We start from the raw sequence: 12,890 nt of genomic DNA, 5'->3' as shown, positions 1-12,890 counted from the left end.
GTATGAAAAAAATCAACGACCTTTTCTTCAAGCTGGCGGAATTCACGCTGGTCATCATGTTGTCGGCCATGGTCATCATGGTGTTTGGCAACGTGGTGCTGCGCTACGGCTTCAACGACGGCATCATCAGCTCGGAGGAGTTGTCGCGGTTTTTGTTCATCTGGATCACCTTCCTGGGCGCGATTGTCACCATGCGTGAAAACGGCCATCTTGGATTGGACTCTGTGGTGCGTAAACTCAGCCTCAGCGGCAAAAAAGCGGCTTTCGCCATCTCCAATGTGCTGATGCTCGGCTGCTGCGCCCTGATGTTTTACGGCACCCTCAAACAGCACAGCATCAATGCCACCACGCGCTCAGCCGTCACCGAAATCCCCATGAGCTGGGTCTATGGCGTGGGCTACATCACCAGCGTGGCCATGGGCCTGATGATCATTGGCAAGCTGGTTCAGCTGGCCAAAGGCAATTTCAATGAATCCGATTTGATCCAGGTGCAAGACTCCGAAGAAGTCGTGACCGCGCACACCAACGAGGCCACCAAATGACCGTGCTTGTTTTCATCGTGTCGCTGCTGGCCGCCATGGCGCTGGGCATGCCGCTGGCCTTTTCCCTCATCGTCTCGGGTGTGGCCTTGATGCTGCACCTGGACAACTTCGACACGCAAATCGTGTCGCAAAACCTGATCAACGGGGCCGACAACTTCCCGCTCATGGCCGTGCCCTTTTTCATGCTGGCCGGTGAGTTGATGAACGCAGGCGGCATGAGCCGGCGCATCGTCAACTCGGCCATGGTCTGGGTGGGTCACTTCCGTGGTGGCCTGGGCTATGTGGCGGTATTCGCTGCCATCGTGATGGCCAGCCTGTCGGGCTCGGCCGTGGCTGACACTGCCGCACTGGCTGCGGTGTTGATGCCCATGATGCGCGACGCCGGTTACCGCATGGACCGCTCTGCCGGCTTGATTGCGGCGGGCGGCATCATCGCGCCGGTCATTCCGCCTTCAATTGGCTTCATTTTGTTTGGCGTGATTGGCGGCGTGTCCATCTCCAAACTCTTCATGGCGGGCATCTTTCCCGGCATCCTGATGGGCCTGGCCCTGATCGTGACCTGGTGGATCGTGGCGCGCAAAGACAAGGTGGTGGTGGCCGAAAAGGTGCCGTTCAAAAAACGCATCTCGGTGACGATCAACGCGTTCTGGTCTTACCTGCTGGCCATCACCATCATCGGCGGCATGAAGATGGGCATCTTCACCCCCACCGAAGCGGCCGTGGTGGCCGTGGTGTATTCGCTGTTCGTGGGCTTGTTCATCTACCGCGAAATCAAGTTCAAAGACCTGTACCGCATCATTCTGGCAGCCGCTAAAACGTCGTCGGTGGTGATGTTCCTGGTGGCAGCCGCTCTGGTGTCGGCGTGGCTGATCACGGTGGCCAACATCCCGGCGCAGATCGTCGAAATTTTGCGGCCCTTCATCGACAACCAAACTTTGTTGATGGTCATGCTGATGCTGCTGGTGATGATTGTGGGCACGGCGCTGGACTTTGCGCCCACGGTGCTGATCTTGACGCCCGTGCTGATGCCCTTGGTGCGCGAGGCGGGCATTGACCCGGTCTACTTTGGCGTGCTGTTCATCATCAACAACGCCATCGGTTTGCTCACACCGCCTGTGGGCACGGTGCTCAACGTGGTGTGCGGCGTGGGCCGCATCCCGATGCACGACGTCATCCGTGGCGTCATGCCCTTCCTCTTGTCCCAAGTCGTGGTGATGGGGACTTTGATCGCCTTCCCAAGCCTGGTCATGATGCCTCTCAAATGGTTGCTGATGAAATGAACGTTCTCGACACTTTCCAACTCAAGGGCCGCCGCGCCCTGATCACGGGCTCGTCGGCTGGCATTGGCCTGGCTTTGGCCGAGGCCCTGGCGCAAGCGGGTGCCCATGTCATTTTGAATGGCCGCACCGCCAGCAAGGTGGATGCGGCAGCGCATGCTCTGCAAGCCCAGGGCTTGTCGGTCAGCACAGCGGTGTTTGACGTGACCGAGGCCGACAGCGTGCGTGCGGCGGTGGAGCAGATCGAGGCCGAAGGCCCGATTGACATTTTGGTCAACAACGCGGGCATGCAGATTCGCGGCCCGCTGCACGAGTACCAGGACGCCGACTGGCACACCATCATGAAGACCAACCTGGACAGCGTGTATTTCGTGGGCCAGGCAGTGGCCAAAAAAATGATCCCGCGTGGACGCGGCAAGATCATCAACATCTGCTCGGTGCAAAGCGAGCTGGGTCGCCCCGGCATCGCGCCCTACACCGCCACCAAGGGCGCGGTGAAGATGCTGACCAAAGGCATGGCGATTGACTGGGGCCAGTTTGGCATCAACGTCAACGGCATTGGGCCGGGTTACTTCAAAACAGAACTCAACCAAAAGCTGGTCGATGACCCCACGTTCAGCAGCTGGCTGGTGGGCCGCACACCCAGCCGCCGCTGGGGCGATGTGCAAGACCTGGGCGGCGCGGCGGTCTTTTTGGCCAGTGACGCCTCACGCTTTGTGAACGGCCATATTCTTTACGTTGACGGCGGCGTGACCGCCACCCTTTGAAGCTTTTGCGAGGAACCTCCCATGAAATCCGTTGTCTGCCACTCGGCCAAAGACCTGCGCATTGAAAACACCGAACTGCCCGCTTTGGGCGAACACCAGCTGCGCGTGAATGTGGCCTACGGTGGCATTTGCGGCTCGGACCTGCATTACTACCAGCACGGCGGCTTTGGCACCGTGCGCATCAAGCAACCCATTGCGCTGGGGCACGAAGTCTCGGGCGTGGTCGATGGTTTGGGCTCGGGCGTTCAGGGTACGGTCAAAGGCCAGCGCATCGCCATCTCGCCTTCGCGCCCTTGCGGCCACTGCCGCTTTTGCCAGGCGGGGCAACACAACCATTGCTTGAACATGCGCTTTTACGGCAGCGCCATGCCCTTCCCCCACATCCAGGGCGCGTTTTCCGAACAAATCATCATCGAGGGCTACCAGGCCCACCCGATTGCTGACCACCTGAGCCTGTCTGAAGCCGCGCTGGCAGAGCCCCTGTCGGTGGGCTTGCACGCGATTCAGCGCGCAGGCAGCGTGCTGGGCAAGCAGGTCCTGGTCACAGGTTGCGGCCCGATTGGCTCACTGCTGATTGGTGCTTTGCGCCGTGCAGGTGCAGCGCGCATCGTGGCCGCCGACATCGCCGATTTGCCGCTGAAGTGCGCCAAGGAAATGGGCGCGGACGAGACCATCAACCTGAAGACCCAGCCGGAAGCGCTGGACAAATACAAAGTGGACAAAGGCCAGTTTGACGCCGTGTTCGAAGCCTCGGGCAGCGAAGCCGCTTTGCGCGTGGGCCTGGACACCATCGTGCCACGTGGCGTGCTGATCACCGTGGGCATGGGCGGCGACATCAGCCTGCCCATGACACAAGTGGTGGCCAAAGAAGTGGACCTGCGCGGCACCTTCCGTTTTCACGCCGAATTTGCCACCGCCGTGCGCTTTTTGAACGAAGGCCTGGTCAACGGCAAACCCGTGATCACCGGCATCTTGCCAGTGGAGCGCGCCATCGAAGCCTTTGACCTGGCCGCCGACAAGAGCCAGTCGCTCAAGGTACAGATTTCTTTCGCGAACGCGTGACAATCTCTTTTGGTATTTGAATTTCAGAAAGCTTCACCCATGAAAAAAGTTGCCCTCGTCACTGGCGCCAGCTCAGGCATTGGCCAAGCGTGTGCCCTTGGATTGCTCAATGAAGGCTGGCAGGTGGTCCTGGTCGGACGCCGCGCAGAGGCCTTGCAAGAGACCATTGCCAAAGCCGGTGCCAATGCCGCCAACGGCGTGGCCATGCCCGCCGACGTGTCCAGCGAAGAACAGGTCAAAGCCTTGTTCGACAAGGTCCGAGCCCAATTCGGTCGCCTGGATTTGCTGTTCAACAACGCCGGTATTTCGCTGCCCACCACACTGCCTGGCGACGTGACCGGCGACGACTGGCGTCGCATGGTGGATGTGAACCTCAATGGCGCGTTTTATTGCCTGTCGTATGCCTTCAAGCTGATGCAGGAACAAAGTCCGCAAGGCGGCCGCATCATCAACAATGGCTCCATCTCGGCCCATGTGCCACGTTACGGCTCGATCGCCTACACCGCCACCAAGCACGCCGTCTCGGGCCTGACCCGCGCCGCTTCGCTGGACGGCCGCGCCTTCAGCATTGCTGTGGGGCAGATCGACATTGGCAACGTGGCCTCGGACATGACCGAGCGCATGGCCAAGGGCGTGGCCCAGGCCGACGGCACCATCAAGCCCGAACCTCGCATGGACATGTCGGCTGTGGTCGAAACATTCCTGAGCATGAGCCGCCTGCCCTTGTCGGCCAACATCCTGTTCACCACGGTGATGGCGACCAACATGCCTTATGTGGGGCGTGGCTGATCCACTGACTGCCTGAGTGATACGCCCCTGTGCAGTTTGCCAATTTGGGGCGCATCCGTCGCTTGTGCCATCCTTCGTTTGTGTCATCCGGATTTTTAAGTCTGTCATCCCGGACTTGCTCCGGGATCCATGATCCACTTCCGACAATTGCAAAGAGCAGCACTGCACCATGTATCCCGGGTCTTCGCCCGGGATGACAAAACAGGGCGGCGCTGACATCTGCTTCTGTCAACCCGCATAATTCAAAAATTGCCACACCTGTCTATCCAAAGACGGTCAGCCTGGATTTTTTAAACCTGTCATCTCGGACTTGATCCGGGATCCATGAACCCTTGCGACCTTTTTTTATCGGCTCACACGCACCACCGCATCGGCGCGCTTGTGCAAGTCGGGCAGCAGCTCCAGACCCAGCCCGGGTTTGTCGTTCAGGCTGATCATGCCGTTTTTCACCTGCGGCAACTCGGTCACCAATTCCTTGTACCAACCGCTGTAAAAGGCCCGCACACTCTCCTGAATGAGCGCATTGGGCGCGTGCAGTGACAAGTGCGTGGAGGCCGCCCACACCACCGGCCCCGTGCAGTCGTGCGGGGCCACGGGCAGCTGCCAGGCGTCGGCCATGGCGGCGATCTTGCGGGCTTCGGTCAAGCCACCACACCAGCTCAAATCGAGCATGGCCACGCCCGCCACGCCGGTTTGCAAATAGTCCTTGAAGCCCCATTTGTAGCTGAGCGTTTCGCTGGCACAAATCAAAGCCTTGCAGTCCACCGCGTACTGCTTGAGCAAATCGAGGCTGTCCATGCGGATCGCGTCTTCGTGCCAGAAGGTGTCGAACTCTTGCAAGGCGCGTGAAATCTTTTGCGCCATAGGCAAGCGCCACAGGCTGTGGAACTCGACCATGATGTCCATCTTGTCGCCCACCGCTTTGCGGATCTTGCGAAACGGCTCCAACGCTGTGTTCAGGTCTTGCGGGCTGATGTACTGGCCGTGCGATTTTTCGGCGGCCATGTCAAAAGGCCAGATCTTCATGCCGGTGATGCCTTCGTTCAAAAGCGACTCGGCCACCTCGTCGGCACGGTGCAAAAAGCCTTGCAGGTCTTCGTAAGGCCCGGCGTTGTTGCCCAAACCCCAATTGCTGCTGGTCTGGTTGACGTTGCTGCGGATGTACTGGTAACCCGCGCAGGTGTTGTACACGCGGATCTCGTCGCGGCTCTTGCCGCCCAAAGCCGTGTAGACCGGCATGCCTGCGGCTTTGCCAAAGATGTCCCACAGCGCGATGTCGACTGCCGAGTTGCCGCGTGTCTCGACACCGGACCCACGCCAGCCCAGATAGCCCGTGATGTCGCGCTGGCGTGACTCGATGGCCAGCGGGTCTTGTCCCATCAATTTGGGGGCCACCCACTCGTGCAAATAAGCCTCCACCGCCTGCGCGCCCATGAAGGTTTCGCCCAAGCCCACCAAGCCCTCGTCGGTGTGCAATCGCACCCAGATGATGTTGGGAAATTCGTCCAGGCGGATGGTTTCGAGTTGCGTGATTTTCATGGCGAGTCCAATTTCAGACGTTAAAAAAGCCCCACAGCTTGTGGCTGTGGGGCTGACGGCAGTGGATCAACCGCCGCGTGCTTTTTTCAACTCATCTTGCACAACCTTGATGGCGTCGGCACCGATCGAGTCCTTGTGCTTGTCATAGACCGAAGCCACTTTGGCGCGGATGCGGTTCTGTTCGGCTGCGCTCACTTCGTTGACCTGCATGCCCTTGGTCTTCAACGTGGCCAGCGACTTTTCATTCAAAGTACGGTTGGCTGCGCGCTCCACTTTCTGCCCTTCCATGGCGGCTTCACGCAAAACGGCCTGCTCCTGAGGGTTGAGCTGGTCCCACAGCTTTTTGCTGTAAAGAATCAGGAAAGGCGTGTAGGCGTGACGCGTCACGCTCAGGTACTTTTGTACTTCATTGAACTTGGAGGTTTCAATGGTCACGAAGGGGTTTTCCTGACCGTCGATGGTCTTGGTCTCAAGCGCTGTGAACACCTCCGGGAAGGCCATGGGCACAGCATTGGTGCCCAGGGTCTTGAAGGTGTCCAGGAAGATGTTGTTTTGCATGACGCGCACTTTGACGCCGTCAAAGTCTTCCAGCTTGGTCACTGGGCGCTTGCTGTTGGTGAGGTTACGGAAACCGTTTTCCCAGTAAGCCAGGTTCACCAAGCCAGCCGCTTCGAGCTTGGCATTGAAGTATTTGCCTGCAGCGCCGTCGAGCACCGCATCGGCTTCTTTTTCGTTGGCAAACAAGAAGGGCAGATCGAAGACGCCCAGTTCCTTGACGATGCCCACCAGCGGCGAGCTGGAGGTGCACACCATCTCTTGGGTGCCCGCGCGCAGGGCTTGGGTGGCTTGCAAGTCACCGCCAGCAGAGCCGCCCCAGAAGGCCGTGATTTTCATCTTGCCACCGGTTTTGGCGGCCAAGATTTCTTGCATTTTTTTGACGCCGACACCGACCGGGTGGTCTTCGTTCACACCGTTGGTGAATTTGATGTTGCGGTCGGCGAACTGTGCCATGGCACCGCTTGCGACCAGGAATGTGCCCGCCAACAGGGTCACCAGATTTCTGCGTTTGAACATGTTTGTCTCCTCAAGATTGAACACAGGGTTAAAAAATCAGCTCAACATCCACTTCATGGGCACGATCACCAAAGAAGGGAACGCCACCAGCAAAAACAGCACCGCCAGTTGCGCGAGCAGGAACGGCATCACCCCTTTGAATGCCGTGTCCATGTTGATTCGGGCCACGCCACACACCACATTGAGCACCGTGCCCACAGGCGGTGTGATCAGGCCGATGGCGTTGTTCATGATGAACATGACGCCAAAATAAACGGGGTCAATACCGGCTTGTTTGACCAAGGGCATGAGCACAGGTGTCAGGATCAGCACTGTCGGTGTGAAGTCGAGCGCGGTGCCCACCACGATGACCAACAGCATCAAGATCACCATCAACAGCATCTTGTTGTCCATGAAGGGCTCCATCATTTTGGCCACTTCTGCAGGAATGTTGGCCACCGTGATCAACCAAGCGCTGACCATGGCTGCCGCCACCAGGAACATGATCACAGCGGTGGTTTTGCCTGCCGTCAAGATCAAGCCGTAAAGCTTGGACCACTGCAACTCGCGGTAAACAAAAGCGCCGACCAAGAAACTGTAAACAGCCGCCACCACAGCGGCCTCGGTCGGCGTGAACACCCCGAACTTCATGCCGCCAATGATGAACACGGGCAAACCGAAAGCCAGCAAACCTTCGCGCGTTGCGCGCAATTTTTCGCTCAATGACATGCGTGGTGCAGGCTGCACGTTGTCACGTTTGGCCACCCACCACCAGGCCAAGCCAATGGCCACCCCCATCATCACACCCGGCACGATGCCAGCGATGAACAACTTGGTGATGGACACGTTGGCGGCCACGCCAAAAATGATGAAGCCAATGGACGGCGGAATCACGGGCGCGATGATGCCGCCTGCGGCAATCAGACCTGCAGATCGCCCCACGTCATAACCCGCAGCACGCATCATGGGGATCAACAGGGCGGCCAACGCTGCGGTATCGGCAACCGCCGAGCCCGAGAGCGACGCCATGATGATGGCGGCCATGACCGCCACATAACCCAGCCCCCCTCGGAAATGCCCCACCCAAGCCATGGCCATGTTCACGATGCGGCGGCTCAAACCGCCTGCGTTCATGAATTCACCCGCGAGCAAGAAAAACGGCACCGCCAACAAAGGGAAGTTGTCTGCGCCGTCCACAAAGCGCTGCGCCAGAATTTGGCTGTCAAAGGCCGGAATGACGCCGGTTGCAGCCAGGTAAGCCATCAAGGACAAACCGCAAACCAGCAAGGAATAGGCGATCGGCATGCCGATGGCCATGGCGGCCAGCAGGCTGAGAACAAAAATGCTGACGGTCATGCGCGGCTCCCGGTGTGAGCAGGTGGCAAATCCGCTGTGTCTTCAGACTCGATGACGACCACCAGATCTTCTTCGCGCAATTGCCCCGTCAACAATTTGTAAAGCATGGACAAGTTGATGATGGCCATGACCACGCTGACCACATAACCAATGCCATAAACCCAAATCATGGAAATGCCCACCACGGGGGACACATTGCTCACTTGCAATTCGTGCATTTGCCAAGTGCCCATCAAAAACAAAATATTGCAAGCCAACATCAAGGACTCGCTCAAGAAGAAGCAGGTTTGTTTGCCCCGCAATGACAAGCGACGCACCAAGCTGTCCACGCCCAAATGGCCCTTGTCGCGCATGGCCACCATGGCCCCGATGTAGGTCAGCCAGATGAAGCAGTAGCGCGACATTTCATCTGAAATATCAATGCCCGAGTTAAAGCCGTAGCGCAGCACCACGTTGCCAAAGACCATGAACACCATGGCCACCAGACAGAGGACCACCAGCAGCTCCAGGAACTTGAAAAACAGATCAATGATTTTTTGCATTCAGCAGCTCACCTTCAAACTTTGCTCGATCGCGTGGGCATGCCCGAAACGCGGGGTAATTTTCGACGCGTGGACAGCACGCGTTCAATGTCGTCGTTGGCCCCATTGATCAGCACCATCAGCGCCCGCTCGGCTTTGGCCGGTGAATGCGCGATCACGGCATCAAGCACGGCCCGGTGCAAAGGCAAGGAGCTGCGCGGACCATCCTTGATGCGCGTCGACAGCTCGAAACTGGTGCGCAGCAAGGCACCAAGCGCCTTGCCCATTTGAACCAGCATGCGGTTGTGAGACGCCGTCAACAAACCTTGATGGAAGCGCAAGTCGTGTACGACATAGTCGCCCCCGTTTTCAATCGCATATTTCATGCCCTGGTAGGCGTCTTCCATTTCGGCGATGTCAGCAGCGGTCGCCTTTTCGGCGGCCATGCGGACTGCGGCGGGTTCCACCACAGCACGCAACTCTTGCAAATCCCGCAAAAACTGAGGCGTCAAGCCCGCTTGGGCCTGCCAAGTGATCACATCCGGGTCAAACCAATTCCACTGCTCGTCGGTCAAGACGCGTGTGCCCACCTTGGGGCCGGTGGAAATCAGGCCCTTGGCCACCAGCGACTTGATGGCTTCGCGCACCACCGTGCGACTGACCCCCAGCTCTTCGCAAAGCACGGGCTCTGGCGGCAGGCTAGCGCCCACGGCATATCGCCCGGACAGAATGGCCTGTCCCAGCAAATCCAGCGTGTGACCGTGTACGTTTTTAACCATGCAGAAAATCCATTGGCGTCAATCATATGATGAATGAACGTCGCCCAAGCACTGAGGAAAACCCTGTATGTGTCGGGTGCGCGTCAAGGGTTTTTACCCATGTCACACGGTTTACATCTGAATCGATTTTTCTCTATCATCATACGATTGAATCGTTTTATTTCCCCCATCCTTCTTACACCACCATGTCTTCATCTTCACGCAAAAAACCCGAAGAACTCCGCAGCCAGCAATGGTTTGGCCGCCAAGACCGCGACGGCTTCGCCTACCGCAGCTGGGTCAAGGGCAAAGGCGTGCCGCACGACCAGTTTGATGGCCGCCCCGTCATCGGCATCTGCAACACCTTCAGCGAACTCACGCCTTGCAACTCGCACTTTCGCACCTTGGCCGAGCAGGTCAAGATCGGTGTGTATGAGGCGGGTGGCTTTCCCCTTGAGTTTCCAGTGATGTCGCTGGGCGAAACCCTGTTGCGCCCAACTGCCATGCTGTACCGCAACTTGGCGTCCATGGACGTCGAAGAGAGCATTCGCGGCAACCCGATCGACGGCGTGGTGCTGCTCATGGGCTGCGACAAAACCACACCCTCCTTGCTGATGGGCGCTTCCAGCGTGGGCTTGCCCACCATTGGGGTGTCGGGCGGCCCCATGCTGAACGGCAAATGGCGCGGGCAAGAACTCGGCTCGGGCACCGGCGTGTGGAGCATGAGCGAGCAAGTGCGTGCAGGCACCCTGAAGCTGACGGACTTTTTTGAGGCTGAAAGCTGCATGCACCGCAGCCACGGCCACTGCATGACCATGGGCACCGCCAGCACCATGGCCAGCATGGTCGAAGCCTTGGGCATTGGCCTGCCGGGCAACGCCGCCTACCCCGCTGTGGACGGCCGCCGCAATGTGTTGGCCCGCGAGGCCGGTCGCCGCATCGTCGAGATGGTGCACACCGACCAGACCATCAGCAAGGTGCTGACGCGCGAAGCCTTTGAAAACGCCATCCGCACGCTGGCCGCCATTGGTGGCTCGACCAACGCGGTGATCCACTTGATTGCGATTGCAGGCCGCCTGGGCCTCAAGCTCACCGTGGACGACTTCGAGCGTTTGGGCAGTGAGCTGCCTTGCCTCTTGAATTTGCAACCCTCAGGTGACCACCTGATGGAAGACTTTTGCTATGCCGGTGGTTTGCCCGTGATCATGAAAGAGATCGAGCACCTGCTGCACAAAGACATCGTCACGGTGAGCGGCAAGACCGTGAGCGAGAACATCGCCAGCGCCGTGAACTACGACCCGCGCGTCATCAAGAAGTTTGACGAACCCTTCAAGGAAAAAGCGGGCATCGCCATCTTGCGCGGCAACCTGGCCCCGCGTGGCGCGGTCATCAAACCCAGCGCGGCCACGCCAGCACTGATGGTGCACACCGGGCGCGCCGTGGTGTTTGAAGACAGCCACGACTTTCACAAACGCATCGACGACGAGAACCTGGACGTCGACGAAAACTGCATTCTGGTGCTCAAGAACTGCGGCCCCAAGGGCTACCCCGGCATGGCCGAGGTGGGCAACATGCCGCTGCCACCCAAGGTGCTGCGCAAAGGCATCACCGACATGGTGCGCATCTCGGATGCCCGCATGAGCGGCACCGCTTACGGCACCGTGGTGCTGCACACCACGCCCGAAGCCGCGGCCGGTGGCCCGTTGGCCGTGGTGCAAAACGGCGACATGATCGAGCTGAACGTGCCCGAGCGCAAACTGCAGCTGCTCATCAGCGACGAAGAACTGGCCAAGCGATTGTCCCTGTGGGAAAAGCCTGCACCGGCCATGCAGTCAGGCTACTGGAAGCTCTACATTGACCATGTGCTGCAAGCCGACGAAGGCGCGGATATGGACTTTTTGGTCGGCCAGCGCGGTTCGGCCGTGCCCAAAGACAACCACTGATGGCCCACATCAACCCGGTCATCCCGGGCTTGACCCGGGATCCATCGCTCAACCACCGTGGATGCCGGATCAAGTCCGGCATGACATACGCGCAGGGCACGACCGCTTTTGTCGTCCGGGGCATCACCAATTCTGTCATCCCGGGCTTGACCCGGGATCCATCACCCAATCACCGTGGATGCCGGATCGAGTCCGGCATGACAGCTGAAGATGGATGTCGGACCAAGTCTGGCATGACCGTCACACCCTATTCATTCAATTTTTCAGGAGAATTTTGATGCGTATTTTGATCACCGGCGGTGCCGGATTTTTGGGTGCCCGCTTGGCGCGCGAGATTTTGAAAAAAGGCCAGCTCAACGGCCAAACTGTGACCGAACTGGTGATTGCCGACCTGTTCCCTGCCCCAGCAGACCTGCTGGCCGACCCACGTGTCAAGGGCCATGCTGGCCCCATGCTGGCGCAAGGCGATTTGTTCAAAAGCGGATTTGACGGCGTGTTCCATTTGGCATCCGCCGTGTCGGGCGAGTGCGAACTCGACTTTGACCTGGGCCTGCGCTCCAACGTGGACAGCTCGCGCTTGCTGCTGGACAGCATCCGGGCTTCGGGCAAGGCTTCCCGTCTGGTGTTTGCCAGCTCGGTGGCCGTGTTTGGTCCTGATGCGGCCAACCCCATGCCTGCGCTGGTGGCCGACACCACTTTGCCCACGCCGCAAACGTCTTACGGCACGCACAAGCTGATGATCGAGTACATGGTGGCCGACTACACCCGCAAGGGCTACATCGACGGTCGCGCTGCACGGCTGATGACCGTGGCGGTTCGCCCAGGCAAGCCCAATGGCGCAGCGTCTTCGTTTTTCAGCGGCATCATCCGTGAGCCTCTGGCGGGCACGGCTTCTACCTGCCCGGTGGATGCCCACGTCTCGCACCCGATTTCTTCACCAGGCAACACCGTCAAGGGTTTGATCACCGTGTTCGAAGCCAGCCGCGAAGCCTTCGGTGGCCGCATGGCGCTGAACCTGCCGGGCTTGAATGTGAAGGTCAGCGACATGCTGGCTGCCCTGGAAAAAGTCGCTGGCCCCGCCGTGCGTGCCCGTGTGACTTTTGAGAAAGACGAACGCATCGCCGCCATCGTGGACAACTGGGCCAAGGGCTGCACCTTCGAGCGTGCCCACGCGCTGGGGCTGCGTGCCGACGACAGCTTTGAAACCATCATTGAACAGTACATCGAAGACTGCAAGACCCGCCCCGGCTACCCCGCCGATGCCCTGAAAGGCCTGGCCTGAA

The 12,890-nt window shown here is 59.1% G+C and carries 13 protein-coding genes; 8 read left to right on the top strand and 5 right to left on the bottom strand.

Going from position 1 to position 12,890, the window contains the following annotated elements:
• The first annotated feature begins 2 nt into the window (after nt 1–2).
• From B9Z43_RS09795 to B9Z43_RS09775, 5 genes are read left to right on the top strand one after another with little or no spacing between them, the layout of a single operon-like run.
• Nucleotides 3–542 carry a TRAP transporter small permease gene (locus B9Z43_RS09795; RefSeq protein ID WP_108324938.1) on the top strand — a complete coding sequence of 180 codons (540 nt, stop codon included), beginning with the start codon at nt 3–5 and terminating at the stop codon, nt 540–542.
• The gene (locus B9Z43_RS09790; RefSeq protein WP_108324936.1) at nt 539–1,822 is read left to right on the top strand and encodes a TRAP transporter large permease; all 1,284 of its coding nucleotides are present in this window, start codon (nt 539–541) and stop codon (nt 1,820–1,822) included. The genes B9Z43_RS09795 and B9Z43_RS09790 overlap by 4 nt, the downstream gene beginning before the upstream one ends.
• A complete protein-coding gene (locus B9Z43_RS09785; protein ID WP_108324934.1) occupies nt 1,804–2,586 on the top strand; it encodes a glucose 1-dehydrogenase in 783 nt (260 codons plus the stop codon). Before B9Z43_RS09790 ends, B9Z43_RS09785 begins: the two co-directional genes overlap by 19 nt.
• 21 nt (nt 2,587–2,607) lie before the next feature.
• Nucleotides 2,608–3,648, top strand: a complete 1,041-nt coding sequence (locus B9Z43_RS09780; RefSeq protein ID WP_108324931.1) for an L-idonate 5-dehydrogenase — start codon at nt 2,608–2,610, stop codon at nt 3,646–3,648.
• A 39-nt stretch (nt 3,649–3,687) separates the two neighbouring features.
• Nucleotides 3,688–4,437 (top strand): SDR family oxidoreductase, encoded by a 750-nt coding sequence (locus tag B9Z43_RS09775; protein WP_108324929.1) that lies wholly within the window; start codon nt 3,688–3,690, stop codon nt 4,435–4,437.
• A gap of 345 nt (nt 4,438–4,782) precedes the next feature.
• Here B9Z43_RS09775 and B9Z43_RS09770 read toward each other — a convergent pair whose 3' ends face one another.
• The 5 genes from B9Z43_RS09770 to B9Z43_RS09750 form a co-directional block, all read right to left on the bottom strand.
• Entirely contained in the window at nt 4,783–5,976 is a 1,194-nt protein-coding gene (locus B9Z43_RS09770; RefSeq protein WP_108324927.1) for a mandelate racemase/muconate lactonizing enzyme family protein, read from the bottom strand.
• A 66-nt stretch (nt 5,977–6,042) separates the two neighbouring features.
• Complete coding sequence (locus tag B9Z43_RS09765; RefSeq protein ID WP_108324925.1) at nt 6,043–7,050, bottom strand: TRAP transporter substrate-binding protein; 1,008 nt, start codon at nt 7,048–7,050, stop codon at nt 6,043–6,045.
• Nucleotides 7,051–7,086: 36 nt separating this feature from the next.
• Nucleotides 7,087–8,385, bottom strand: a complete 1,299-nt coding sequence (locus B9Z43_RS09760) for a TRAP transporter large permease subunit (protein ID WP_108324923.1) — start codon at nt 8,383–8,385, stop codon at nt 7,087–7,089.
• Entirely contained in the window at nt 8,382–8,927 is a 546-nt protein-coding gene (locus B9Z43_RS09755) for a TRAP transporter small permease (protein ID WP_108324921.1), read from the bottom strand. Before B9Z43_RS09755 ends, B9Z43_RS09760 begins: the two co-directional genes overlap by 4 nt.
• 14 nt (nt 8,928–8,941) lie before the next feature.
• Nucleotides 8,942–9,685: a FadR/GntR family transcriptional regulator gene (locus tag B9Z43_RS09750; RefSeq protein WP_108324919.1), complete on the bottom strand. Its 744-nt coding sequence runs from the start codon at nt 9,683–9,685 to the stop codon at nt 8,942–8,944.
• A gap of 185 nt (nt 9,686–9,870) precedes the next feature.
• On the opposite strand from B9Z43_RS09750, the gene B9Z43_RS09745 reads away from it, so the two are divergent.
• Genes B9Z43_RS09745 through denD form a run of 3 tightly spaced genes read left to right on the top strand, consistent with a single transcriptional unit; the run spans nt 9,871 to nt 12,889 of the window.
• On the top strand, nt 9,871–11,607 hold the full coding sequence (locus tag B9Z43_RS09745) for an IlvD/Edd family dehydratase (protein ID WP_108324917.1): 1,737 nt from the start codon (nt 9,871–9,873) through the stop codon (nt 11,605–11,607).
• Complete coding sequence (locus B9Z43_RS17040; protein ID WP_146183927.1) at nt 11,607–11,885, top strand: hypothetical protein; 279 nt, start codon at nt 11,607–11,609, stop codon at nt 11,883–11,885. Before B9Z43_RS09745 ends, B9Z43_RS17040 begins: the two co-directional genes overlap by 1 nt.
• A complete protein-coding gene (gene denD / locus B9Z43_RS09740; protein WP_108324915.1) occupies nt 11,885–12,889 on the top strand; it encodes a D-erythronate dehydrogenase in 1,005 nt (334 codons plus the stop codon). Before B9Z43_RS17040 ends, denD begins: the two co-directional genes overlap by 1 nt.
• The last annotated feature ends 1 nt before the right edge of the window (nt 12,890 follow it).

Source organism: Limnohabitans sp. MMS-10A-192, assembly GCF_003063335.1.
Taxonomy (GTDB): Bacteria; Pseudomonadota; Gammaproteobacteria; order Burkholderiales; family Burkholderiaceae_C; genus Limnohabitans_A.
This window is presented reverse-complemented; position numbering and strand designations above follow the sequence as displayed.